Annotated in this window: 19 protein-coding genes; 14 read left to right on the top strand and 5 right to left on the bottom strand. The window is 69.6% G+C overall.

The genetic code is table 11. The features are described from left to right. Positions 1-23: 23 nt before the first annotated feature. The 10 genes from F9C12_RS18170 to F9C12_RS18125 all read left to right on the top strand — a co-directional run bounded on the left by F9C12_RS18170 (position 24) and on the right by F9C12_RS18125 (position 13,150). A complete protein-coding gene (locus tag F9C12_RS18170) occupies positions 24-1,187 on the top strand; it encodes a DUF3152 domain-containing protein (RefSeq protein WP_409183158.1) in 1,164 nt (387 codons plus the stop codon). A 98-nt stretch (positions 1,188-1,285) separates the two neighbouring features. Further along, on the top strand, positions 1,286-2,467 hold the full coding sequence (moeZ, locus tag F9C12_RS18165; protein ID WP_409183157.1) for an adenylyltransferase/sulfurtransferase MoeZ: 1,182 nt from the start codon (positions 1,286-1,288) through the stop codon (positions 2,465-2,467). A gap of 364 nt (positions 2,468-2,831) precedes the next feature. Beyond that, complete coding sequence (locus F9C12_RS18160; protein WP_409466678.1) at positions 2,832-3,629, top strand: TIGR02569 family protein; 798 nt, start codon at positions 2,832-2,834, stop codon at positions 3,627-3,629. Positions 3,630-3,744: 115 nt separating this feature from the next. Further along, positions 3,745-5,781, top strand: a complete 2,037-nt coding sequence (locus tag F9C12_RS18155; protein WP_409466677.1) for a molybdopterin oxidoreductase family protein — start codon at positions 3,745-3,747, stop codon at positions 5,779-5,781. Further along, a complete protein-coding gene (locus F9C12_RS18150) occupies positions 5,778-7,202 on the top strand; it encodes an FAD-dependent oxidoreductase (protein ID WP_409466676.1) in 1,425 nt (474 codons plus the stop codon). Before F9C12_RS18155 ends, F9C12_RS18150 begins: the two co-directional genes overlap by 4 nt. Before the next feature lie 26 nt (positions 7,203-7,228). Further along, on the top strand, positions 7,229-8,566 hold the full coding sequence (locus F9C12_RS18145; RefSeq protein ID WP_409466675.1) for a nitrate/nitrite transporter: 1,338 nt from the start codon (positions 7,229-7,231) through the stop codon (positions 8,564-8,566). A 1-nt stretch (position 8,567) separates the two neighbouring features. Then, positions 8,568-11,072 (top strand): nitrite reductase large subunit NirB, encoded by a 2,505-nt coding sequence (gene nirB, locus F9C12_RS18140; RefSeq protein WP_409466674.1) that lies wholly within the window; start codon positions 8,568-8,570, stop codon positions 11,070-11,072. Beyond that, positions 11,069-11,401, top strand: coding sequence for a nitrite reductase small subunit NirD (gene nirD, locus F9C12_RS18135; RefSeq protein WP_409183151.1), 333 nt, complete (start codon positions 11,069-11,071; stop codon positions 11,399-11,401). The genes nirB and nirD overlap by 4 nt, the downstream gene beginning before the upstream one ends. After that, a complete protein-coding gene (locus F9C12_RS18130; protein WP_409466673.1) occupies positions 11,398-12,525 on the top strand; it encodes a uroporphyrinogen-III synthase in 1,128 nt (375 codons plus the stop codon). The genes nirD and F9C12_RS18130 overlap by 4 nt, the downstream gene beginning before the upstream one ends. A gap of 10 nt (positions 12,526-12,535) precedes the next feature. Beyond that, positions 12,536-13,150: a formylglycine-generating enzyme family protein gene (locus F9C12_RS18125; protein ID WP_409466672.1), complete on the top strand. Its 615-nt coding sequence runs from the start codon at positions 12,536-12,538 to the stop codon at positions 13,148-13,150. On the opposite strand, the gene F9C12_RS18120 is transcribed toward F9C12_RS18125, so the two are convergent. Genes F9C12_RS18120 through F9C12_RS18110 form a run of 3 tightly spaced genes read right to left on the bottom strand, consistent with a single transcriptional unit; the run spans position 13,147 to position 15,645 of the window. After that, a complete protein-coding gene (locus F9C12_RS18120; protein ID WP_409466671.1) occupies positions 13,147-14,097 on the bottom strand; it encodes a squalene cyclase in 951 nt (316 codons plus the stop codon). The two genes, F9C12_RS18125 and F9C12_RS18120, sit on opposite strands and share 4 nt — an antisense overlap. 22 nt (positions 14,098-14,119) lie before the next feature. Further along, complete coding sequence (locus F9C12_RS18115; RefSeq protein WP_409466670.1) at positions 14,120-15,238, bottom strand: DNA glycosylase AlkZ-like family protein; 1,119 nt, start codon at positions 15,236-15,238, stop codon at positions 14,120-14,122. Positions 15,239-15,249: 11 nt separating this feature from the next. Further along, positions 15,250-15,645 carry a DUF3224 domain-containing protein gene (locus F9C12_RS18110; RefSeq protein WP_409466669.1) on the bottom strand — a complete coding sequence of 132 codons (396 nt, stop codon included), beginning with the start codon at positions 15,643-15,645 and terminating at the stop codon, positions 15,250-15,252. Positions 15,646-15,707: 62 nt separating this feature from the next. Between F9C12_RS18110 and F9C12_RS18105 the strand changes: the two genes are divergently transcribed. After that, entirely contained in the window at positions 15,708-16,685 is a 978-nt protein-coding gene (locus F9C12_RS18105; RefSeq protein ID WP_409466668.1) for a helix-turn-helix transcriptional regulator, read from the top strand. 190 nt (positions 16,686-16,875) lie between these two features. Next, entirely contained in the window at positions 16,876-17,682 is an 807-nt protein-coding gene (locus F9C12_RS18100) for a uroporphyrinogen-III synthase (RefSeq protein ID WP_409183144.1), read from the top strand. On the opposite strand, the gene F9C12_RS18095 is transcribed toward F9C12_RS18100, so the two are convergent. After that, entirely contained in the window at positions 17,679-18,500 is an 822-nt protein-coding gene (locus F9C12_RS18095) for a siderophore-interacting protein (RefSeq protein ID WP_409183143.1), read from the bottom strand. The two genes, F9C12_RS18100 and F9C12_RS18095, sit on opposite strands and share 4 nt — an antisense overlap. A gap of 420 nt (positions 18,501-18,920) precedes the next feature. Beyond that, on the bottom strand, positions 18,921-19,250 hold the full coding sequence (locus F9C12_RS18090; protein WP_409183142.1) for an MGMT family protein: 330 nt from the start codon (positions 19,248-19,250) through the stop codon (positions 18,921-18,923). A gap of 116 nt (positions 19,251-19,366) precedes the next feature. On the opposite strand from F9C12_RS18090, the gene F9C12_RS18085 reads away from it, so the two are divergent. Then, positions 19,367-22,540 carry an ATP-dependent helicase gene (locus F9C12_RS18085; RefSeq protein WP_409467029.1) on the top strand — a complete coding sequence of 1,058 codons (3,174 nt, stop codon included), beginning with the start codon at positions 19,367-19,369 and terminating at the stop codon, positions 22,538-22,540. Next, a complete protein-coding gene (locus tag F9C12_RS18080; RefSeq protein WP_409466667.1) occupies positions 22,537-25,905 on the top strand; it encodes an ATP-dependent helicase in 3,369 nt (1,122 codons plus the stop codon). Before F9C12_RS18085 ends, F9C12_RS18080 begins: the two co-directional genes overlap by 4 nt. The last annotated feature ends 3 nt before the right edge of the window (positions 25,906-25,908 follow it).

The following is a 25,908-nucleotide window of genomic DNA, read 5'->3' as shown; positions in this document are numbered from 1 at the left end:
TCGCCGTGTGGCACCCTGGGTCGGTGGACCGGCTGAAGCAGGACGCGCGAGCGAAGGACCGGCGGGGCCCGACCGCCGGGTCGGCCCGGCGTTCCGGGGCTTCCGGGTCCGGCGATCCGGAGGCTGATTCGCCGCGCGTCGGCCAGTACCGGCCCGCGCGGAAACCGGCCCAGCGCGTCGGCGACGACCGGTACCGGCCGGGCGGCAGGCGCACCAGCGCGGAGCCGCTCGCCGCCGCCTGGAAACCCAAGGACGGCGGTTCCGAGAAGCGCCCGGCTCCGAAGAAGAAGCAGACGCCGTTCGCCCGGTTCGTGAAGACGTACGGCTGGCGGGTGTACGCGCTGCCGATCCTGGCGGTGATCACCGTGCTGGTCGCGGTCAACACCGCCTCCGGCCCCTCTGACGCGGGCCTGGCCGGCAGCGGAGGCGAGGTCGCGTCGGGCGACACGTCCTCGGGTGCGATCGACGGGGCGGGCGGCATCCCGGAGAACCCCGCGCAGCCGGTGAACCTCAACGTGCCGACCGCGGATCTGCCGAGCGGCGGCCCGTTCACGCAGTCGGGCAAGGGCACCTGGCACGTCGTGCCGGGGTCCGGCGACGTCGTGGGCAAGAGCGGGAAGCTCTACACCTACACCGTCGAGGTCGAGGACGGCATCGATCCGGCGAGCTACGCCGGCGACGACAGCTTCGGGACCGCGGTGCAGGGCATTTTGTCCGATCCGCGCAGCTGGACCTGGAACGGCGAGATCCGGTTGCAGCGGGTCGACTCGAGCTATCCGAACCCGAGCTTCCGGGTGAGCCTCACCACGCCGGACACCACGCACCGGCCGGACGCGTGCGGGTTCCAGATCAAGTTCGAGGCGTCGTGCTACCGGCGCAGCATGGGCCGGGTGCTGATCAACTTGTCGCGCTGGGTGCGCGGCGCGAAGGTCTACGGCTCGGACATGACGGGGTACCGGCAGTACGCGATCAACCACGAGGTCGGGCACGCGCTGGGCAACAATCACGTGGGCTGCCCGGGAAACGACCAGCCGGCGCCGGTGATGATGCAGCAGTCGTTCGGCGTGGCCGACGACTACGTCGCGATGCTCAACAACATCCCGGGCGGCGACAAGGGCAAGGTCGCCGCGGACCACCGCGTGTGCAAGCCGAACGCGTGGCCGAACCCGACTCCGCCGGGCCAGTAACAACGTCCCACGATCTGAGAGCAGGGAAGTGTCCCTTGCGGGCGGGCGTTGAACATACTGGGATCGACTACGCGACCCGCGCGAGTATGGAGGACCCGATGTCAGACACGGCACTGCCGCCGCTCGTCGAGCCGGCAGCCGAGCTCACCAAGGAAGAGGTGGCCCGGTACAGCCGTCACCTGATCATCCCGGACGTCGGGGTGGTCGGGCAGAAGCGGTTGAAGAACGCGAAGGTCCTGGTCATCGGTGCGGGCGGCCTGGGAAGCCCGGCGCTGCTGTACCTGGCGGCGGCCGGCGTGGGCACGCTCGGCATCATCGACTTCGACGTCGTCGACGAATCCAACCTGCAGCGCCAGGTGATCCACGGCCAGTCCGACGTCGGCAAGCTCAAGGCCGCGTCGGCGCAGGAGTCCATCGCCGAGATCAACCCGCTGGTCAAGGTGCACCTGCACACCGAGCGGCTCGAATCGGCGAACGCGCTGGAGATCTTCGCCCAGTACGACCTGATCTTGGACGGCACGGACAACTTCGCGACCCGCTACCTGGTCAACGACGCGGCGGTGCTGCTCGGCAAGCCGTACGTGTGGGGTTCGATCTTCCGGTTCGAAGGCCAGGTGAGCGTCTTCTGGGAGGACGCCCCGAACGGCAAGGGTCTCAACTACCGGGATCTGTACCCCGAGCCGCCGCCGCCGGGCATGGTCCCGTCCTGCGCCGAAGGCGGCGTGCTGGGCGTGCTGTGCGCGTCGATCGGCTCGATCATGGTGACCGAGGCGATCAAGCTCATCACCGGCATCGGAGAGCCCCTGCTGGGGCGGTTGATCTCCTATGACGCGCTGGAGATGAAGTACCGCGAGGTCAAGATCCGCAAGGACCCGGAAACCCCGAAGATCACCGAACTGATCGACTACGAAGCCTTCTGCGGCGTCGTGTCGGACGAGGCCGCCTCGGCCGCCTCCGGCAGCACCATCACCCCGGCGGAACTCAAGGCGAAGTTCGACTCCGGCGAGGACTTCGCCCTGATCGACGTCCGCGAACCGCACGAGTACGAGATCGTCAACATCAAGGGCGCCACGCTGATCCCGAAGGACCGAATCCTCTCCGGCGAGGCACTGGCGGAACTGCCGCAGGACAAGCCCATCGTCCTGCACTGCAAGTCCGGCGCCCGCTCAGCGGAAGCACTGGCAGCCCTGCACGCGGCCGGGTTCAAGGACGCCACCCACCTGGGCGGCGGAGTCCTGGCCTGGGCCAGGCAGATCGACCCAAGCCTGCCGACCTACTGAGCACCAGCAGTCCGTGAAGGGCTCCTAGAGGGACACACCTCCCCTCAAGGAGCCCTTCACGGCTTTCAAGGCCCGTCAGGGCCGCCTTCACGCCCCTAAAACCGCCGCCGATGCACCCAAACATCGAGGCACCCAGCCCCTCCCCCGCACCCCGATACGAAGCCTCCCTGCGGTTCGGGGGTGCTTGTCAAGGCATCTTTCCCGCCTTGACAAGCACCCCCGAACCGTCAGCACAATCAAGCTTCGGGGTGCCCCACGCAACCCAAGACTCGGCAATGTCGCCCGCCAGGGCGACGAGCCGAACGCCCCCACGACCAGCGCGTCTCCCCATCCCCCACCCCCCACCGGGGTAACCTCCCCCTTTGTGCGGTCAACCCTCGAACGTCCCTCCAACCGCGTCTGCTCCGCGTTCGGCAGCGACGCCGACGCCGTCACCCTCCTCCCGGACTCCGAAACCTGGCACGCCGGAGAAGTGGTCTTCAAACGCGTAACCGACCGCTCCCAAGCCCTCTGGACCGCCCGAGCCCTGGACTTCGCCGACGACCCCGGCCTCCGCATCTCCAAGCCGATCCGCTCCCGGGACGGCCGCTGGATCGTCGGCGACTGGTCCGCCTGGCGCTTCCTCCCCGGAACGACCGAACACCGCTGCGACGAATCCGTCCTGGCCGCGGTCCGGCTGCACCGTGCCACCGCGGACCTGCCCCGCCCGGACTTCCTCTCCTCCCGGGACGACCGCGACGCGATAGCCGACCGCATCGCCTGGGAAGAACAAGACCGCCCCCTCCCCGAGGAAAAAGGCGGCCGCTGGTTCGAAATCCTCGCCCCGGCCCGCCGCCCGATCAAGCTCCCGCACCAGGTCGCCCACGGCGAACTCCTCGCCGGGCTGCTCTTCGACGGCGACGCGGCCCCCGGCGTGGTCGATTTCGTCCCGTACTACCGCCCCGGCGAATGGGGCGCGGCGATCGCCGCGGTCGACTCCCTGAGCTGGGGCGGAGCCACCGGAGCCCTGCTGGAACGCTGGGCCCACCTCCCGGAATGGCCCCAGCTCCTGCTGCGCGCGATCCTCTTCCGCCTCGCCTCCCACGCACTGGACCCCAAGTCCACGAACGCTGCCCTGGACGGCCTGCGCGCCGCGGCCCGTGAGGTCAGCGCGATCCTCTGACTCACCGCGCACTCCCGCTGTGACGGCGGGCAATGTCAACTGCCTGAAACATTCCGGCACTTTGAGGTAACACGGCGTCCTTACCGTCGGGTCATCGCCGACTCGAGGAGCGCCTGTGCCGCACGTCGACACACATTGCCCGTACTGCGCTCTGCAGTGCGGGATGCGCCTGGACGAGACCCGGGTCACCCCAAGGGATTTCCCGGTCAACGCGGGCGGCCTGTGCCAGAAAGGCTGGACCGCTGGTTCACTGCTGCGATCCGGTGCCCGGCTGACCTCGCCGCTGCTTCGCCGAGACGGTGAACTCCAGCCGGTTTCCTGGGACGAGGCACTGGATTTCGTCGCGGATGGGCTACTCGCCTCGCGCCGGGACCACGGGGCGGACTCGGTCGCCGTGTTCGGCGGTGGCGGTCTCACGAACGAAAAGGCTTACCTGCTCGGGAAATTCGCCCGAGTCGCGCTCGGAACGTCGCAAATCGACTACAACGGCCGGTTCTGCATGTCCTCCGCCGCGGCGGCCGGGATGCGCGCGTTCGGGGTCGATCGCGGACTTCCGTTCCCGGTCACCGATCTCGCGGCCGCGGACGTTGTCCTGCTCGCCGGAGCGAACCCGGCCGAGACGATGCCGCCGTTCATGCAGCATCTGGACAGCGCGGAACTGATCGTGGCCGACCCGCGCCGCACGCCGACCGCCGAGCGCGCCGCGTTGCACCTCGCCCCGGCTCCGGGAACGGATCTTGCCCTGGCGCTGGGAATTCTGCACGCGGTGGTGGCCGAGGGGCACCTCGACAAGTCCTATGTGGATCTTCGGACCTCCGGGTTCGACGAGATGTGGCGCATCGCCGCGACCTGGTGGCCGGAACGAGCCGAGCGGGTGACCGGGGTCTCCGCGGCCGATCAGCGCCGGGCGGCGGAGATGCTGGCCCGGGCGGGCAATGCCTATGTGCTGACCGGGCGCGGGACCGAGCAGCACGCGTCCGGCACCGCGACGGTCGGCGGGTGGATCAATCTCGCGCTGGCGCTGGGATTGCCCGGCCGGGCGGGGTCTGGCTTCGGCTGTCTGACCGGACAGGGCAACGGTCAGGGCGGACGCGAGCACGGCCAGAAGGCGGATCAGCTGCCGGGTTACCGCAAGATCGACGACCCGGCGGCACGGGAGTACGTCGCGAAGGTCTGGGGCGTGCCGGCGGAAAGCCTGCCGGGTCCGGGACGTTCCGCGGTCGAGCTGCTCGACGCGCTGGGCGATTCGATCAAGGCGTTGCTGGTGTTCGGCAGCAATCCGGTGGTGTCGGCCCCGCGCTCGTCCCGGGTGCAGGACCGGTTGGCCGCACTGGATCTTCTCGTGGTGGCGGACTTCGTCCTGTCCGAGACCGCGGAGCTGGCCGACGTGGTTTTCCCGGTTACGCAATGGGCCGAAGAGGAAGGAACGTTGACCAACCTCGAAGGCCGGGTCCTGATGCGGCAACGGTCGATTGAACCGCCGGACGGGGTGCGCAGCGATCTGTCGCTGTTGCGGGGTCTCGCGGTCCGAATTGGACAGCCGGCCGAGAAGTTTCCCGACGATGCGGCGGAGGTCTTCGAGGAGCTGCGTGTCGCTTCGAAAGGCGGAGCCGCGGACTACTCCGGCGTGACCTATCAACGACTGCGGTCCGGGGAAGCGTTGCACTGGCCGGTTCCGGACGAAACGCACCCGGGTACGCCGCGAATGTTCCTCGACGGATTCGCGCATCCGGACGGACGGGCGCGGTTCGCCGAGGTTGACCACAGTGGACCGGCCGAACTGCCGGACGAGGTGTTTCCGTTGCAGGCCACGACCGGCCGGGTGTTGCAGCACTATCAATCCGGTGCGCAGACGCGGCGGATCGCGGAACTGACGGCGGTGGTGCCGGAGGTGTTCGTCGAGGTGCATCCCGATACCGCGGCGCGGTCCGGACTGGCGGACGGGGACCGCGCGGTGGTGCGGTCGCGGCGCGGCGAAACCGTTGCGCGAGTGCGGTGTGTGCCGTCGATGCGGGCTGATCTCGTCTTTATGCCGTTCCACTTTCCCGGTGCGGCGCGGGCGAATCTGGTGACCAATCCGGCGCTCGACCCGGTGAGCCGGATGCCGGAGTTCAAGGTGTGCGCGGTGTCGTTGGCGAGGGCGGAAGCATGAGCGCGCGAAACGTCGTCATCATCGGGTACGGGATGGCCGGGGCCCGGCTGGCGGACGAGATCCGGCGGCGCGATCCGGAAGGCGACCGGGTGCGGCTGACCGTGCTCGGCGAGGAGCCGCATCCGGCGTACAACCGGGTGCTGCTGTCCACTGTGGTCGCTGGCGGGATGAGCCCGGACACGGTGCGGCTGCACGATTCCGGGTGGGCCGCCCAAGCACGGGTCGATCTTCGGCTCGGCACGCGGGTGGTGCGAATCGATCCAGCGAGCCGGGTGGTCGGCACGGAAACCGAAGAATTCCCTTACGACGCAGTCGTTCTCGCGACCGGAGCCGCACCTTGGCTGCCGCCGGTCGAAGGGCTCGAACTCGGGCCGGAGGTCGTCGCGTTCCGCACGCTGGACGATTGCGCGCGCATCGTGGACGCGGCACGTCCGGGTGCGCCGGTCGCGGTGCTCGGCGGCGGGCTGCTCGGTTTGGAAGCCGCGCGAGGGCTGGCCGGTCGCGGCGCGAACGTGACGGTGGTGCATCCGCAGCCGCACGTGCTGGAGCGGCAGTTGGATTCCGGCGCGGGCCGAGTGCTGGCGCGCCGGTTGGCGGAGCTGGGCGTGACGTTCCGGTTCGAGGTGACGGCCGCTCGGCACCTTCCCGGCGACGGCCTCAAACTCGACGACGGAAGCTTCGTTCCGGCAGACCTCGTGGTCGTCGCGGCCGGGGTGCGGCCGGAGACGTCGCTCGCCGAAGCCGCCGGGCTCGCGGTGGACCGGGGAATCCTGGTGGACGACCTTCTCCGGACCAGCGACGGCCGGATCCACGCGCTGGGCGACTGCGCTCGGCACCCGGGCGCGCCGGCGGGATTGGTGCAACCGGCGTGGGAACAGGCCACCGTGCTCGCCGATCTGCTCACCGGCGCGGACGCCACCGCGCGCTATCGCGGGACACGCACGGTGACCCGGCTCAAAGCCCGCGACATCGATCTCGCCGCGCTCGGCGAAACGCAGGTGACCAGCGACGATGCCGCCGCCGAGGTCGTGACCTTCGACGATCCGTCCGGCGGACGGTACGGCAAGCTCGTCGTCCGCGGCGACCGCGTGACCGGCGCGATCCTGCTTGGCCTGCCGGACGCGGCGGCGACCGTGACCCAACTGCACGACCGGGGCACCCCGGTGCCCGAAGACCGGCTCGCGGTGCTGCTCGGCCGTGCGTTGCCCGCGGGCGCGCCAACGGCGGCGAGCCCGGCCGATCTTCCTTCGTCCACAGTGATCTGCCGCTGCAACGCGGTGACCAAAGGCCGGCTGATCGAAGCCTGGCGGGGTGGCGCCACCGACGCTGCCGCACTCGCCCGCACCACCCGCGCGACCACCGGATGCGGCAGCTGCCGCGACACGGTCGGCGCGGTCGCGGACTGGCTGGCCGCGCAATGACCGCCCCCGGTAACGAGGAGGACGCCATGACCCGCCGTTGGATCGAGCACTGGGATCCCGAGGACGACGAGTTCTGGGAGACGACCGGCAAGCGAGTCGCCCGGCGCAATCTGTGGTTTTCCGTGTTCTCCGAGCACATCGGCTTCTCGATCTGGACCCTGTGGTCGGTCGTGGTGCTGTTCATGGGTCCGGCCTACGGGTTCAGCGCGGCGGACAAGTTCCTGCTCGTCTCCACGCCGACGGTGGTCGGCGCGATCATGCGGATCCCGTATACCTTCGCGGTCGCGCGGTTCGGCGGTCGCAATTGGACAGTCATCAGCGCGGTGCTGTTGCTCATTCCGACGGTGCTGACCGCCATCGTGCTGCACCCGGGTACCTCGCTCGGAACGTTCGTGGTGATGGCCGCGCTTGGCGGCGTCGGCGGCGGCAACTTCGCGTCGTCGATGGCGAACATCAACACCTTCTATCCAGAGCGGCACAAAGGCTGGGCACTCGGGTTGAACGCCGGTGGCGGAAACCTCGGGGTGGCGGTGATTCAGCTTGTCGGCCTGCTCGTCATCGGGACCGCGGGTGCCACTGCGCCGCGTCTGGTGCTTTACATCTACCTTCCGCTGATCGTCATCGCCGCGACGTGCGCCGCGCTGTTCATGGACAACTTGGCCAGCGTTCGCGGGGACACCAAAGCAATGCGCGAGGTAGTCCGTTATGGACACACCTGGGTGATGTCGCTGTTGTACGTTGGCACGTTCGGTTCCTTCATCGGCTACAGCTTCGCCTTCGGTTTGGTGCTGCAGAACCAGTTCGGCCGTACGCCGTTGCAGGCCGCCGCGGTGACCTTCCTCGGTCCGCTGCTGGGTTCGCTGTCGCGGCCGATCGGCGGATGGCTGTCGGACCGCATCGGCGGCGGACGGGTCACCTTCGCGACCTTCGGTGCGATGGCGCTGGCGACCGTGGTGCTAGTGCTGGCTTCCTCGACGAACTCGCTGGCGACGTTCACCGCCGCGTTCATCGTTTTGTTCGTGCTCACCGGAATCGGCAACGGGTCGACCTACAAGATGATCCCGGCGATTTTCCAGGTGAAGGCGCGCGCGGCGATTCAGGCCGGTGCGGACGAGGCGACGGAATTGCGCAACGCCCGGCGGCTTTCCGGGGCGTTGATCGGGCTGGCCGGCGCGATCGGCGCGCTGGGCGGGTTGTTCATCAACCTCGCGTTCCGGCAGTCGTTCGCCGCCGCGCACAGCGGAGTCCCGGCGTTCGTCGGATTCCTGGTCTTCTACGCGGTGTGCGTGGGTGTGACGTGGTTCGGCTATCTGCGCAAGCCGGCGGTGCGCGCGCAGGTGGCGTTGGCAGGAGCGGAGGTCTGAAATGCCTACAGTGGTGGTTGCCGGGCACGGAATGGTCGCGCACCGGTTCGTGGAGGCACTTCGCGCGGCAGACTCGGCGGGCGAGTGGCGGGTCGTCGTCTTCGGCGAGGAAAACCGTCCCGCTTACGACCGGGTCGCGCTGACTTCCTATGTGGACAGCTGGGATCCGGCCGCGCTGGCGTTGCCGGGCTCGGATTACGCCGGGGACGACGCGGTCGACCTTCGGCTAGGCGAAGTCGTCGTGTCGGTGGATCGCGACGCCAAGACGGTGACGACGGCTTCCGGACACGTTGAGCCGTATGATTCGCTGGTGCTGGCGACCGGTTCTCGCCCGTTCGTCCCGCCGGTGCCAGGCCGGGATCTGCCGGGCGTGTTCGTGTACCGGACGATCGAAGACCTCGACGCGATCCGTGCCGCGGCCCAGCGACAAGGACGCGGCCGTCGAGCCGCAGTGGTGATCGGCGGCGGCCTGCTCGGCTTGGAAGCCGCGAAGGCCCTGCGGGACATGGGTTTGTCGCCGCACGTCGTGGAGATGGCCCCGCGGCTGATGCCGTTGCAGGTCGATGACGGCGGCGGCGGGCTTTTGCGGCGGCTGATCACGAACCTGGACGTGACCGTCCACACCGGAACCTCGACGGACGCGATCGAGGCCGACGGTTCGCGGTTGCTGGCTCGGCTGGGCAACGGCACGGAGCTGGACGTCGACCTGGTGGTCTTCTCCGCCGGGGTGCGGCCGAGGGACGACTTGGCCCGGGAGTCCGGTTTGGACGTTGGCGAGCGCGGCGGCGTGCTGGTCGACGCGACGTGCCGGACTGCCGACCCGTCGGTCTACGCGATCGGCGAGTGCGCGGCGGTCGAAGGCCGGGTGTACGGCATCGTCGCGCCGGGCTACGCGATGGCGGAGGTGGTCGCGGCGCAGCTCACCGGCACGACGGCGAGCTTCCCCGAACCGGACACCGCGACGAAGCTGAAGCTGATGGGCGTGGACGTCGCCAGCTTCGGCGACGCGCACGCGGCCACCGAAGGATCGCTGGAAGTCGCGGTGAACGACGCCGTGGCCGGGACGTACAAGAAGCTGGTGGTCACCGACGACGGCCGGACGCTGCTCGGCGGGGTCCTGGTCGGCGACGCCGCGGAGTACAACACGCTGCGGGCGCTGGTCGGCCGTCCGCTGCCGGCTGACCCGGGTGCGCTGCTCGCCCCAGCTGGCGGCGGTGCGGCGGTGGGCGTCGACGCGTTGCCGGACGAGGCGCAGGTCTGTTCCTGCAACGGGGTTTCCAAGGGCACGCTGACCCGGGCGATCACCGAGGACGGCTGCGATTCGGTCGGCAAGTTGAAGGCGTGCACGCGGGCGGGCACGTCCTGTGGCTCGTGTGTGCCCATGCTGGCGAAGCTGCTGAACGCGTGCGGGGTCGAGCAGTCGAAGGCGCTGTGCGAGCACTTCACGCAGTCTCGCGCGGAGCTGTTCGAGATCATCCAGGCGACGCGGATCACCACGTTCAGCGAGCTGATCAGCCGGTATGGCACCGGGACCGGTTGCGCGGTGTGCAAGCCCGCGGTGGCGTCGATTCTGGCGACGCTCGGCAACGGGCACATTCTCGCCGGCGAACAGGCCGCGCTGCAGGACACGAATGACCGGTTCCTCGCGAACATGCAGCGCAACGGCAGTTATTCGGTGGTGCCGCGGATTCCCGGCGGCGAGATCACGCCGGAGAAGCTGATGGTGATCGCGCAGGTCGCGCAAGATTTCGGTCTGTACACGAAGATCACCGGCGGACAGCGGATCGACCTGTTCGGGGCCACTGTGGACCAGTTGCCGGACATCTGGCGGCGGCTGGTCGACGCGGGCTTCGAATCCGGACACGCGTATGGGAAGTCGTTGCGGACGGTCAAATCCTGCGTCGGCTCGACCTGGTGCCGATATGGCGTGCAGGACAGCGTGGGGCTGGCGATCGATCTGGAACTGCGGTATCGCGGACTGCGCTCGCCGCATAAAATCAAGGCCGGCGTTTCCGGTTGTGCGCGGGAATGCGCGGAGGCGCGCGGCAAGGACTTCGGCGTGATCGCCACCGAACACGGGTGGAACCTTTACGTCGGCGGCAACGGCGGAGCGACGCCGCGGCACGCGGAACTGCTGGTGTCTGATGTGGACACCGAAACGCTGGTGCGCACGATCGACCGGTTCCTGATGTTCTACGTGCGCACGGCGGACCGGTTGCAGCGCACGGCGCCGTGGATCGAGGAGCTGGACGGCGGCCTCGACCACTTGCGCGCGGTGATCGTGGACGACAGCCTCGGCATCTGCGAGGACCTGGACGCCGCGATGGCGAAACACGTCGAGGGCTACACCGACGAATGGCGAGGAGTGCTGGAGGACCCGGACAAGCTGGCGCGGTTCAGTTCGTTCGTGAACGCGCCGGGGACGCCGGACCCGTCGATCTCGTTCCGCGCGGAGCGGGAGCAGAAAATCCCGGTGCTGCTGGGACTTCCGGAGGTGCGGCGATGACCATGACTTCATCCTGGACCGCGGTGTGCGCGGCCTCGGACATCCCGGAGTTCTGCGGAGCCGCGGCGCTGATCGACGACCAGCAGGTCGCGGTGTTCCACACTGCTGGCGGCTGGTACGCACTGTCCAACTGGGACCCGTGCAGCGGGGCGGCCGTGTTGTCGCGCGGGATCGTCGGCGACGCCGGGGGAGAGCCGGTGGTCGCGTCGCCGGTCTACAAAGAACGGTTCTCGCTGGTGACCGGTGCGTGCCTCGACGCGGAAGGGGTTTCGGTGCCGGTGTATCCGGTTCGCGTACGGGACGGGGTGATCGAGGTGGGCTCGCCGTGACCGACGTCCGGCCGCTGGCCGGGTTCACGGTGGGAATCACGGCAGCGCGCCGGGCTGAAGAGCTGGGCGCGCTGCTTGTGCGCCAGGGTGCCGCGGTCCGTTATGGACCGGCGATCCGGATCGTGCCGCTCGCCGATGACACCGAACTCCACGCGGCGACGATGCGGTTGCTGGAGTCGCCAGTGGACATCGTGGTGGCGACGACCGGAATCGGTTTCCGGGGCTGGATCGAGGCCGCGGAAGGCTGGGGTCTGGCCGAAAAGGTGCTCGAGCATTTGTCGAACGCTTCGCTGCTGGCTCGCGGTCCGAAGGCGGCCGGAGCGGTGCGGACGGCCGGGTTGGCGGAGGACTATTCGCCTGCTTCGGAGAGCAGCGCGGAGCTGCTGCAGTACCTGACAAACTCCGGAGTGGACGGACGGCGGATCGCGCTGCAGTTGCACGGTGAGCCGCTGCCGTACTTCGCGGAGACGCTCCGGCAGGCGGGGGCCGAGGTGATCGAGATCCCGGTGTACCGCTGGGTTGCCCCGGCCGATCCGGGACCACTCGACCGGCTGTTGGACGCGGTTCTGGAGGGCACCATCGATGCTTTGCCGTTCACGAGCGCGCCCGCGGCCGCGTCGACCGTCGCGATGGCCCGGCGGACTGGTCGCCTCGGTGCGTTGATCGAGGTGTTGAGCAACCGGGTGGTCGTGGCGTGCGTGGGCCCGATCGCCGCCGGGCCGCTCGCCTCGCTGGGCATTCCGACTGTCCAACCAAGACGGTCGCGGATCGGCGCGCTGGCGAGAACGGTCGCCGACGCCCTGGTCGCTGCGTCGCCGACGCTGTGTGCCGCCGGGCATGTACTGCAGATCCGCGGCACCGGCGCGCTGGTGGACGGCGAATGGCGTGAGATCGCGCCCGCTCCGATGGCGCTTCTGCGTGCTCTCGCACGCCAGCCTGGCCGGGTGGTCGCGCGCCGGGAGTTGTCCGCCGAGCTACCGTCCGGTGGCGAGGCACACGCGGTGGAGACGGCGATCGGGCGGTTGCGGACGTCCCTCGGCGGCACCGGCGTGGTGCAGACGGTGGTCAAACGCGGATACCGGCTGGCGGTGAATCCCGGCGACACCCCAGCGTCGATGGGCTAGCCTCGGTGCGGTGCGGATGGTCCCGATTCCGCCGGGAACGGTGACGCTCACCGACCGGCGGACAGAACGCAGCTGGACAGTCGACGTGCCCGCGTTCGAACTCGGCGCGTTCCCGGTCACCCAGGAGGAATACCACGGCGGTGATGGGCTGCCTGCGGTCGAAGTGTCCTGGTTGGACGCAGTGCGGTTCTGCAACACACTGTCCGAACGCGATGGATTGCCGCTCGCGTACCTGATCGAAGGCAACGAGGTGGAGTGGGACCGGTCGTCGCCCGGTTACCGGCTGCCCACCGAAGCCGAATGGGAGCACGCTTGCCGCGCCGGCACCGAGGGCCCGAGGTACGGCGAGCTGGACGAGATCGCCTGGTACGAAGGAAACTCCGGCGGTCGGCTGCACCCTCCCGGCGAGAAGCGGCCGAACGCCTGGGGTGTCTACGATCTGCTCGGCAACGCCTGGGACTGGTGCTGGGATCTCTACGACCCCGCCGTCTACGGCGAGTATCGAGTGCTCAAGGGCGGCGGCTGGGCGGATGAGCACTGGAGCGTCCGGGTGTCCGTGCGCCGCCGCAGCCATCCGACGTTCCGGGTGGACGACGTCGGCTTTCGCGTCGCGCGGTCTGGTTAGGACTGTGCGGAGTCCCACCAGGACAGGATCCGGGTGCCGTACAGCGTCAGCCATTTCGAGGGCTGTCCGGCCGGGACGTCGACCTCGAACCACATGTCGCCGGGCAATCGGCCATTCTGCAGCCAGGTTCCGTCCGGCTGGCGGGCGGCGCGGACTCGGTCCACCGCGTCGGCGAGGCGCGGGTCGGGCGGAATGTCGTCCACGATGGCGGCTTCGCGGAAGTACTCGAGCGCGTTGATCGCGCTGTAATGCCACCGCACCGGGTACGCGAAGTGGTCGACCCAGGACGCGACCTGCTCGCCGGTCGAAAGGCGGTACAGCAGGCGGCGCTCCAGCAAGTACTCCTCGCCGGCTCGGCGGGCGGCGTGCGTCTCGTCGGTGCCGCCGGTCGCGATGTCGTAGGCGAGCAAGCCTTTCAGCGCGTTCAACGTCGAATGGAAGGACGAGCGCTTCGATCCGTCGACCCATTCGCAGTTCCAGCCGCCGTCGGCCATCTGGTGCTCGGGGAACCAGTGGGCGAGCCGGGAAACGTCAACGCCGAGCCAGCCGCCGTTCGCGAGCGTCCAGGCATTGATGCAGACGTCGACCTCGCCGTCCCAGTACGGCAGATCGTGGTATTCCCAGCGGGAATTCTCGGCGATCAATTCAGCGGTGCGATTGGCGCGCAGCACCGCCGGATCGAGGCCCCATTCGCGCAGGGTGGTGAGCGACCACGTGGTTGCCGTCCACGGTTGTCCGGTATCGGGGCCGGGCGTGAATTGCGCTGGGAAGAAAGCGCCGCCGGCCCACTGTCCGTCCGGGTCCTGCCGGGCGAGGAGCTGGGCGCCGAAACCCTCGGTCGCGATCTTGTGCCGGGTGGCCGTCCAGACCTCGGGCGGCGCGTCCGCCAAGTCCCGTTCGACCTGCCAGCGCAGCGTCGGGTCTGAGTCGAGCAGCCATTTCAGCACGGTAAAAACTCTAGTCCGGCGGTCAAGCCCAGGTCACGGAAAAGTCCTGGTAACCCCGGGCGGACGCGGCCCGGGCCGCCTCGTCCTCGGCGGCTGCGCGGTCCGCGCGGCGGAGCGGATCGAATTCGGTCAGCGTGAAGGCCAGCCGTTTGCCGGAGACCTTCATACGCCAGGTACCGAGGATCTCGCCGTCGACCAAGAGCGCGCCGGGGCTGCCGAGAATTTTCCACACTTCTTTCGCGCGCGCTTTGTCCGGAACGAGGACGGCTTTGTCCCGGCCCTGCGTATACGGATCGAGCGGCGGAAGAAGACGTACTCCGGCCGGCGAGGGAGGGTTTTCCAACGCGGTTAACCGATCATTCGGGAGGAAGGCGCGCCGACCGTCCACTTTGATCTCGGTGACCGCGGAAGGCCAGGTTTCGCTGAGGCAAGTTTTCGCAGTGCCGACGAAACCGGCCGCGTCGCCCGGAGTCGCGGGACCGTTGAAGCGCAAATACTGTTCAAGAACCCGCGAAACCGCCGCCGGAACCGGGCGCGTGGACATCCGTCCGCGATCCTCCAGCGGCGCGAGCGTCGCCGGACTTTGCCCGGCTTCGAGCCGCGTACCGCCGTGCAGAGAAGCGATGCGCATGAGCTGTTCGTGCACATGGGTCGCGTTGCAGGGACGGCACCACCGGCTGAACGCGGGCGGCAGCAGCTTCGTGATCGCGCCGCTCACCGTGCCCTTGGTCATCGGCTTGGTGACTACTTTGCGAATCGCCCGCGCTGTCGTGAAAATGATGTCCAAAGGGGACTCGTTCGCGGCTTGAATGTCCTTCTTCTGCCACAACATCCGCGCCAACGCGTCCGGATCGTCGAGCGGCACCAGCGCGGCCGTCAATTCCGGCAGATCCACGCGCCGGTGGAAATGCGGCGCGCCCCGGTGCGACCACACCAGGGCGAGCCGCTGATCGTCCACAAGAGACTCTGGCCTGACCGGATCCGGCATCCGGGCCGCCAGCGAGAGCAACGCGGTGTCGCGCATGCTGTCCTGCAACCCCAGGTCCAGCAGCGGCAGGTCGTACGGATCGGCGACGGAGCGGTGCAGCCCCTGCTCGGCGATCCGGTACGCCAGCGCCTGTTCGCGTGACACCTCCAGCATCCCGGCCTCCTTCAGAGCGTGTAGTCGAAGGTGTACGACACGGTCGGTTCGCCGAGCACGCCGTGCACCGTGCCGGTGCCGCTGATACCGGCCAGCTCGCCGGTGCCGGAGCCAGGCACGACCTCGAAGGTCGAGCGGATGCTCTTCGGGTCGAAACCCCACTCCTGACGGACGATGAACGTGCCGCGGCGGCCGTCGACAGTGCCCTCGAACCGGTCGTAGCCCGGCGACGTGGTCGCGCCGCCGTCGTAGCCCTCGCCCGGGTAGTACAGCAGGTAGTCGCCGGTGGCCGCACCCTGGATCACGCCCGAGTACTCCATCGCGGCGTGCACGTAGGCGACGCGCGGGCCGCCCTCCTCGCCGCTCGCCACGTGCTCTTCCCACTTCGTCATGCCAAACGTGTTCATGCCGAGCACTCAACCACGCATACCTGCCATCTTGTGTCAGGTATTTCGGTCATACTTGGCGCATGCGTGCCGGACGTCTGCTCACCGTGCTTCTCCTGCTGCAGAACCGCGGCCGGATGACCGCCGAGGAACTGGCCGCCGAGCTGGAGGTTTCGGTCCGGACGGTGTACCGGGACATCGAGGCGCTGTCGGCCTCGGGCGTGCCGGTGTACGCCGACCGCGGCCGCAGCGGCGGGTACCAGCTCGTCGACGGCTACCGGACCCGGCTGACCGGGCTCAACGAGGACGAAGCCCAGTCGCTGGCGCTGGCCGGGCTCCCGGTGGCGGCCGCGGAGCTGGGGCTCGGCACCGTGCTGGCGGCGGCGCAGCTGAAGCTGTACGCCGCGTTGCCGCAGGAGCTGCGCAGCCGCGCCGGCCGCGTCGCCGAACGGTTCTACCTGGACGTTCCCGGCTGGCATCGCGGGATCGAGAGCCTGCCGACGCTGTCCGCCGTCGCCGACGCGGTGTGGGCCGGGCGGCGGGTCCGCGTCCGGTACGAACGGTGGGGACAGCGCGAGGTCGAGCGGGTGCTGGAGCCGCTCGGGCTGATCCTCAAAGCGGGCAACTGGTACCTCGCCGCCCGGTGCGAGGGGACCGATCGCACCTACCGGATTTCGCGCATCCGCGAGCTGACCGACCTCGGCGAGGAGTTCGAGCGACCGGCGGAATTCGACCTCGCTCGTTACTGGCAGGAGTGGTCCGAGCAGTTCGAACGCCGGATGTACCCCCGGAAGGCGACAGTCCGCCTCTCGCCACGGGCCCAAGCTCTCGTACCGTTCTACGCGGGAAGCGTCGGCGCGCGGGCGCTTCGCGAGGCAGTCGCTGCCGGAGCGGAACCGGACGGCGACGGATGGTTGACGATCGACCTTCCGATCGAACCGGGAGAACCGGCGATCGGCGAACTGCTCCGGTTCGGGCCGCATCTGGAGGTGCTCGCGCCGGAGGACCTGCGCACGGAGCTGGCGGCGGCGATCCGGGAGATGGGGCAGGCGTATGAATGAGCCGGGCGGGGTTCCGGGTTGGCGGGCCTTCGCTGAGTCTGGATCGGCGAGTGAGACGTGCCGCCGCGGTGTGGTGCGGAGGCTGCGCGGGCGGGATGCTGTTGGCTGCCTGGCGGGTTTCGCCGGATACGAGTCGAGCGGATCGATGCGCTGAGCACGGCGCGTCCTTCGCAAGAGATGGAGCTGTCGGATGGCTGAGCTGGACGGCGTGCGGATCGGCGTCACGGCCGAGCGGCGCGCGGACGACCTGATCGGCGCGTTGCTCCGGCACGGCGCGGAAGTGCGGCACGCGCCGACGATCACCATCGTGCCGCTCGCCGACGATCCGGAACTGCGCCGCGGCACCGAAGCCGTGCTCGCCGCGCCGATCGACCTCACCGCGGTCACCACCGGAGCCGGGTTCCGCGGCTGGCTCGACGCGGCCGAAGGCTGGGGACTTCGCGAGGCGCTGGTGGACGCGCTGTCCGGGTCGCGCATCTTCGCGCGCGGACCGAAAGCGGTCGGCGCGGTGCGGGGCGTCGGCTTGCGCGAGGAGTACTCCGCGCCCGGCGAGACCAACGAGGAGCTGTTCGGCGCGCTCACCGAAGCTGGCGTCGCGGGCGCGCGCGTGGCACTGCAACTGCACGGCGCACCGCTGCCGGAGTTCAGCGATCCGCTCGCCGCGGCCGGGGCGTCGGTGCTCGCGGTACAGCCCTATCGCTGGCACACGCCGCCGAATCCGGAGCCAGTGTTCTCGTTGATCCACGAAGTGCTGTCCGGAGAACTGGCCGCCTTGGTGTTCACCAGCGCTCCGGCCGCGACGAATTTCCTGGCACTCGCCGACGAATCCGGCCGCGGCGCGGAGCTGCGCGAGACCCTGCGCGGTGGCACGGTCGTCTGCGCGTGCGTTGGTCCGGTTACTGCGGCACCGTTGGAGGCGGCCGGAATCAGCACGCTACAGCCGGAGCGTCAGCGGCTGGGCGCGTTGGTGAAGCTGGTGGTCGCGAAGCTGGGTTAGGACGCTTCGGCCTGCTGTCGTCCCGCGGCTTCTTCGCTGAGACCTTGCCGCCAGTAGCCGGTGAAGCAGATGGCTGTCTTGTCGAAGCCGCGCTCGCGGACAAGGTGTCGCCGAACGAGCTTCACGACGCCTGCTTCGCCGGACACCCACGCGTACGGCGTGCCATTGGGCAGCTCGGCCGCGCGTACGGCCTCTACGAGCGCTTCGCCGTGCGTACGCGCACCTCGGACCACCCAGTGCACTTCGACCGCACCGTTGGTCTCGAAGGTCTGTCGCTCCGCGCGGTCCGGAATCTCGATGTACACCGACGCGCGCGCTGACTGCGGCAGCCTCTCGAGAATGCCGCCGATCGCGGGCAGCGCGGTTTCGTCGCCGACCAGCAGCTGCCACGTCGTCCCGTCCGGCACGTCGTACAGCCCGTGCGGCCCGAGGAACGCCACCCGGCCGCCGACCTCCGCCTGCCCGGCCCACGTCGACGCCGGGCCGCCGCTCTCCTCGTGCAGCACGAAGTCGACGTCCACCTCGCCGGTCTCCGGACGCGCCGCGCGCACGGTGTACGTCCGCATCGGCGGCCGGACGTCGTCGGGCATCGCGAGGTACCGGCGATACCAGGACAGAACGTCGTCGTCACCCGTCTCGGCGGGCGGCAGGTTCGGCTCCTCGTCGCCGGGGAGCGGGAAGAACACCTTCACGTACGCGTCCGGCGCCACCGGGCCCGCCGCCGCGAGACCGGGGCAGTCGAAGGTGATCCGAGCCATGTGCGGGGTGACCCGCCGGACCGCGGTGACCCTGCCGTGGTGGTAAGTGAGGACGCCCATGAGGTGAGGCTAACCTAAAACCGGCGGGGCGGGCTATGGCCGGGGAGGATGGCGGAGGCCACGCTTTCCGGTGCCGGCGGGCGGCTGGGTGTCCGGTCGTGAGGGGGACCGTCACGGACTCTGCTTCACGGAGGGTTCCCCGCACGGACTTCCGCGGAAGCTCCGCCGTGGCTCGTCCCGGCCGCGCTGCGGCGTGGCACCGAACGCGATTCGATGCCCAGCAGGCACACCGGGTGGCCGCCGAGGTGCACGTCCTGCACCGCTGAACCGGCACCGGGTGCGGTAGCCGGCATCTGCCGGGCCTCGGTGTGGTCCGAAAGGCTCTAGAACAACCCGGGCGGCTCGTCCTCGTTCGGGCGCCAGCGGTAGTTCCGCTGCGGTAGCCGGCATCTGCCGAGCCTCGGCGTGGTCCGAAAGGCTCTAGAACAACCCGGGCGGCTCGTCGGCGTCAGGCTCGTCCCCGTTCGGGCGCCAGCGGTATTTCCGCAGGTCCACCTTCTCGCCGTCCGCCAGCACGCCTTCCGCGCGCAACCGTTCGAGCTGCTCGTGCAGCAGGTGCGGCGCGGGGGTGCCGTTCGCGCGGAGGACGCGGTGCCAGGGCAGGTCGTGGCCGTCCTCGGCGAGGACCCGGCCGACCATGCGCGGGGAGGGGGCGCCGGAGAGCGCTGCGACGTCGCCGTACGTCGCGACTGTCCCCGCGGGTACGTCGGCGATGACTGCGCGTATCCGCTCGTGCAGTTCGTCGTTCATGACCCGGCCGAGGATAGTCCCGCCGAGGGGTGTGCCGGTGCGCCACCCGGGTGAGCGGGCATGGTTCCATCGCTGATGTGCACGTGCGGAGAGCAGGGAACGGGCAGGCGCGGCTGGTGCGCCCGCCGGTCCCTGTCACACCCACGTTCACCTGGGACGAAGACGCTCGCCGGCTGCTGTCGGCACCGGCCGGGTTCCGTCGGGTGCTCGGCGGGCCGGGCACGGGCAAGACGGCCTTGCTCGCCACCGCCGCCGCGCGCCGGATCGCCGAGGGGGCGGATCCGGAGAGCGTGCTGCTGCTCACGACGTCCCGCCGGGCGGCGGACGCGCTGCGGGCCGACCTCACGCGGCGGCTCACGTCGGATCCGGATCAGGAGTCCCCGCTGCCGCGCACGGTGAGTGAACCCCTCGTGCGCACAGTGCATTCGTACGCGTTTTCCTTGCTGCGCCTGGAAGCTCGCGCCGAGGAACTGCCGCCGCCGCGGTTGCTCGCCGGAGCCGAGCAGGACGTCGTCGTGCGCGAGCTGCTGGAGGGCGACCTGGAGGAGGGCGCGACCAACTGGCCGGAGCAGCTGCGTCCGGCGCTGACCGTGCCCGGGTTCGCCGAGGAGTTGCGCGACCTGCTGATGCGGGCGGCCGAACGCGGGCTCGGGCCGGAGGATCTGACCGAACTCGGGCATCGCCAGGACCGCGAGGAGTGGGTCGCCGCCGGGCACTTCTGGGCGCAGTACGAGGAGGTCACCCAGCTGCAGGGGGCGGGCGGCAACGCGCTCGGCCTGCCCGCCGCGCCCGCGCTCGACGCCGCGGAGCTGGTGACGTCGGCGTTGCTCGCACTGGAGGACGACGAGGAGCTGCGCGAACGCGAGCGCGGCCGGGTCCGGCACTTGTTCGTGGACGACGCGCACCACCTGGATCCGTTGCAGGTCCAGCTGATCCGCACGATCGGGCACACCGCGGAGGAGTTCGTGGTGGCCGGCGACCCGGACCAGTCGGTGTTTTCCTTCCGCGGCGCGGACCCGAAGCTGTTCGCGGACGCCGACAACGACGGCGACCGGACGGTCTTGCTGACCACGTCGCACCGGCTCGCCCCGACGGTCCGGGCGGCGGTCGCGAAACTCGGCGCGACGTTGCCTGGCGCGTCACCGCATCGGAAGTTGGTTACGCCGAAAGGGAAACGCGGTGGCAAGGTTCGGGTGCGGTTGATGCCGACCCCGGCGGCGGAAGCCAGCTGGATCGCCGATCAGCTGCGCCGGGCGCATCTCGTCGACGGCGTGCCCTGGTCGGAGATGGCGGTGCTGGTGCGGTCTCCGGCACGGACTTTCCTTGTGCTGCAACGGGCTTTGCGGGCGGCGGGGGTCCCGATTGGATCGGCGACCGAAGAATTGCCGTTGGCGAAGCACTCCGCGGTACGGCCGTTGCTGGCGGTGTTGCGGATCGCCGCCGAGCCGGAACTGCTCGACGTCGACACCGCGGAGATGCTGCTGTCCTCGTCGCTCGGCGGGGCGGACCCGTTGGCGTTGCGGCGATTGCGACGTGGTCTGCGCCGGCTGGAGCTGGCGGGCGGCGGGCAGCGGTCGAGCGACGAATTGCTCGTGGAAGCGTTGCGCGGCGGGGACGTTCTCGTCGGTCTCGCGGACAACGAGGCGTTGCCGGTGCGCCGGGTCGGCAATCTGCTGAGTGTCACGCACCAGGCGGTAAGCCGCGGGGAAAGCGTCGAGCAGGTGCTGTGGGAGCTGTGGCAGGCGAGCGGACTGCAGGAACGGTTGCTGCGGTTGGTGGATCGCGGCGGCTCGCTCGGCGCGCAGGCTGATCGCGACCTGGACGCTGTGGTGGCGTTGTTCGATTCGGCCGGCCGGTATGCCGACCGGTTGCCCAAGGCGAGCGTCGCGGCGTTCGCGGATTACCTGTCGTCGCAGAACATCGCGGGCGACACGCTCGCTCCGGCGGCGATTCCGGGCGAAGGGGTTTCGCTGCTGACCGCGCACGCTTCGGCGGGTCGCGAGTGGACAGTGGTCGCGGTCGCCGGAGTGCAGGAGGGCGCGTGGCCGGATCTGCGGCTGCGCGGTTCGCTGCTGGGCGTGGAGCGATTGGTCGATCTGCTGTCCGGAGTGGACGAACACGACAAGGTGTCCGCCATCGCGCCGATTCTCGCCGAGGAACGACGGCTGTTCTACCTCGCGGCGAGCCGGGCGCGCCGGACGTTGCTGGTGACCGCGGTGGCCGGAGAGGACGAACAGCCGTCCCGGTTCCTCGACGACCTGGAGGAGAACGGTGCCGACGACGGCATGCTCGACTCCCGGATGAAGCCGCCGGGCCGGTCGCTCGTGCTGGCCGAACTGGTCGGCGAGCTGCGCGAGGTCGTGTGCGACGACAAGGCGGATCCAGACCGCCGGAAGCGGGCGGCGAAACAGCTCGCCCGGCTGGCCGCGGCTGGGGTTCCGGGCGCGCATCCAGACACTTGGTACGGGCTGATGGAAGCGTCCACAGAGGACCCCGTGCACGGGCCCGGCGACCTGATGCGGATCTCGCCGTCCACTGTGGAAATCCTGGTGAAGTGCCCGCTGCGCTGGTTGATCGAGCGGCACGGCGGCAGCGATCCGGCGCAGCTGGCGGCGGTGACCGGAACTCTCGTGCACGGTCTGGCGCAGGCGATCGCGGGCGGCAGCACTGAGGAGCAGATCCAGGCCGCGCTGGACGAAGCGTGGGTGCGCGTGGACGCTGGCGCGCCGTGGTTTTCCCGGCGCGAGCGGTCCCGGGTGGAGCAAATGCTGCGCAACTTCGTGTCGTGGCTGGAAAAGTCGCGGCAGGAGCTGATCGAGGCCGGGGTCGAACAGGACATCGAGGTCGAGTTGCCGATGGGCGACGAAGAGGTGCGCGTGCTGCTGCGCGGGCGCGTCGACCGGGTCGAGATGGACAAGGACGGCCGTCCGGTCATTGTGGACATCAAGACCGGCAAAGTCCCGGTCTCCAGTGCGGACGCGGAGAAGCATCCGCAGCTCGCGGCGTACCAGCTGGCGGTGCTGCTGGGCGCGGTCGAGGGCAAGAACACGCCCGGCGGCGCGAAACTCGTGTACGTCGCGAAGGGGAACAACAAAACCGGGGCGACGCAACGGGACCAGCCGCCGATGGACGAGGACAGCGGGCGCGAGTGGCTGGAACTCGTGCGCTCGGCCGCTGCCGCCGCGGTCGGTCCGGACTACCAGGCGCACGAGAACGCCGACTGCGACCGGTGTCCGGCGCGCGGTTGCTGCCCGTTGCGTCCGGAAGGGCGTCAGGTGACCGGACCGTGAGCCCGGTTGTTGTCGCCAACCCGGTCGGACCCGCGGAAATCGCGGACGCGCTGGGCTTGCACCGTCCGACGCCCGAGCAGGCGACCGTGATCGCGTCGCCGGTCGAGCCGTCGCTGGTCGTCGCGGGCGCGGGCGCGGGGAAGACCGAAACCATGGCCGCGCGCGTGGTCTGGCTGGTGGCCAACGGAATCGTCAGCCCGGAACGGGTGCTCGGCCTGACCTTTACCCGGAAAGCCGCACGTCAGCTCGGCGAGCGGGTGCGGGCGCGGTTGCGGCGGCTGGCCGGTTCGGGGCTGCTGGAGCGAATCGATCCTTCGGGCGCGTTGCGGGCCACTGTGGTCGCTGGCGAGCCGACGGTGCTGACCTATCACGCGTATGCCGGACGGTTGCTGTCGGAACACGGGTTGCGGCTTCCGGTGCAGCCTGGGGTGCGGTTGCTTTCGGAGACTTCGTCATGGCAGCTGGCGCACCGCGTGGTGTCCACTTGGGACAATGACCTGGACACCGACCGGGTGCCGCCGACGGTCACCGCGCAACTGCTCGCGCTGGCCGGCGAACTGGGCGAGCACCTGATTTCGACGGAAAAACTCGGGCAGTACACCGAGTGGCTGTGCGAGATCATCGAAAACGCTCCACGCGCCAAAGGCCAGCGTGCGTCGCTTCCGGTGAAGCTGCAGGAAGTGCTGGCGGCACAACGTTTTCGGCTGGCTTTGCTCCCGTTGGTCGAGGATTACCACCGGCGCAAACGCGCGGAAGGCGCGCTCGACTTCGCCGACCAGATGTCGCTGGCCGCGCAGCTCGCCGAGGGATATCCGGCGGTGGTCGCGGGGGAGCGCGAGCGTTACGGTGCGGTGCTGCTGGACGAATACCAGGACACCGGGCACGCGCAGCGAGTGCTGCTGCGGTCGTTGTTCGGCGGCGTTGAGCATCCGCCGATGCCGGTGACCGCGGTCGGTGACCCGGCGCAGGCGATTTACGGCTGGCGCGGTGCGAGTGCGGCGAACCTGCCCCGATTCACCACGGACTTCCCCCGGCGCGGCGAGGAACGGCTCGAAACCGCGCACGAATTCGGTCTGCTGACCAGTTTCCGCAATCCGCCGGAGATTCTGGAACTGGCCAACGCGATCTCGGAACCGTTGCGGCAGCGGGGACTCGGCGTCGAACGGCTGCGGGCGCGAGACGGCGCCGGTCCGGCGGACATCGCGGTCGCGCTGCTGCCGGACGTGCGCGCGGAACGCGAGTGGGTCGCCGACCAGATGGCGCGGCGGTGGCATGCGGAGAAAGAGGAATCCGGCAAGCCGCCGACTGCCGCGGTGCTCGTGCGGCGACGGGCGGACATGGCTCCGATCGCGGCGGAAATGCGGATGCGCGGGCTGCCGGTGGAGGTCGTGGGCCTCGGCGGGCTGCTGGACGAACCGGAGGTCGCCGACCTCGTGTCCACGCTGCGGGTGCTGGCCGATCCGCTGGCGGGCAGCGCGGCGGCCCGGCTGCTGACGGGCGCCCGCTGGCGGATCGCGGCGGCGGACGTCGCGGCGTTGTGGCGGCGGGCCAACGAACTCACCTCGCCCGAACCGCGCGCGAAGGAGGGCGAGGAACCGGAACTGGTCGCCGAACGCGCGGAACAGGCCGGGCTGATCGACGCCGTCGACGAACCCGGTGCGCCGGAACGGTATTCCGCGGAGGGATACCGCCGGATTCGCCGCCTGGGCGCGGAATTGACCGCGCTGCGGCGTCGGCTGGATCAATCGCTGCCGGAATTGGTGGCGGACGTCGAACGCACGATGCTGCTCGACGTCGAATCGCTCGCCCGCCCCGGTTCGGCGGGCCGCGCGCATTTGGACGCGTTCGCGGAAGTGGTCACCGATTACGCGGAGACCGCGCCGACCGCGACTCTGTTGTCCTTTGTGGACTACCTGAACACCGCGGCACACGCGGAAGACGGCCTCACGCCCGGTGAGGTGCAGGTGGTTCCGGATCGCGTGCAGGTGCTCACCGTGCACTCCGCCAAAGGGCTGGAGTGGGAAGTGGTGGCTGTTCCGCATTTGGTCGCCGAGGTGTTTCCGGGCAAGCGCCGTTCGTCCTCGTGGTTGCGCACTTCTACTGCGCTGCCCGCGCATTTGCGCGGTGACGCGGCGGACCTGCCTAAGCTGCAGATCGCCGAAGGTTATGACCGCAAAGAAGTGCAGGAAGCGCTGGAACTGCACGAGGAAGGGTTCGTCGCGCGAGAAGCCGACGAGGAACGACGGTTGTGTTACGTCGCGCTGACCCGCTCCGAGCGCGCACTGCTCGTTTCCGGACATTGGTGGAACGAGAGCAGTACGCGAGCTAAAGGGCCGTCGATCTTCCTGTCGGAAATCGCCGAGGTGATGAACGAGGCCGATCCGCCGCTGGGCGTGGTGGACGTCTGGGCCGACGAACCGGCAGAAGACGAGGAGAACCCGCTGGTCGCGGATTCCCGGACGGCGCGGTGGCCGGTGGATCCGCTGGGCGACCGGCGGTCCGGCGTGGCCACCGGGGTGGAGCTGCTGCTGGCGGAAATGGCCGCGCTGGAAGAAGAACCCGAACCCGAGGCAGAACCGCTGCCCGCGGCCGACGACGACGAAATCCCGCTGCCGCCGGAACCGGAAGACGACTACCCGCCAGACGACGAATACTTCGAAGACGACGAGGACGTCATTGATCCGGAGGACCCGGACGGCTGGGCCGCCGACACCGACGTCCTCCTCGCCGAACGCGCCCGCTCGCAGTCCACTGTGGATCGAGTCGCCTTGCCCGCGCAGCTGAGCGTGAGCCAGTTGGTCGACCTGGCGTCCGACGCGGACGCTCTGGCGCAACGCCTGCGTCGGCCGCTTCCGTTGCCGCCCAACACCTTCGCGCGCCGCGGCACTGCGTTTCACAGCTGGCTGGAGCAACGGTTCTCCGGCGACCGGCTGCTGGAAATCGACGATCTTCCCGGCGCGGCCGACGTCGGCGAAGCCCCGGACACCGATTTCGAAGCCCTGCAAGAGGCTTTCGAGAACAGTGAATGGGCCGACCGGGTTCCGGTGGCGGTGGAGGTGCCGTTCTCCGCGGACGTCGAAGGCATCACTTTGCGCGGCCGGATGGACGCGGTGTACGCGGACCCCGACGGCGGCTGGACCGTCGTGGACTGGAAGACCGGCTCCGTCCCGTCCGAAGAACGGTTGCCAGCCTTGGCGATTCAGCTCGGGGCGTACCGGCTGGCGTGGGCGGCGCTGAAGAAAGTCCCGGTGGACCGGGTGCGCGCGGCCTTCCATTATGTCCGACATGGACACACGCTGCGCCCGGCCGATCTGCTGGACGCGGAAGGCCTGCGCGCCTTGCTGCGGAACGTGCCGCAGGAGTAAAAG

The organism is Amycolatopsis sp. GA6-003, assembly GCF_046267895.1.
Taxonomy (GTDB): Bacteria; Actinomycetota; Actinomycetes; order Mycobacteriales; family Pseudonocardiaceae; genus Amycolatopsis.
This window is presented reverse-complemented; position numbering and strand designations above follow the sequence as displayed.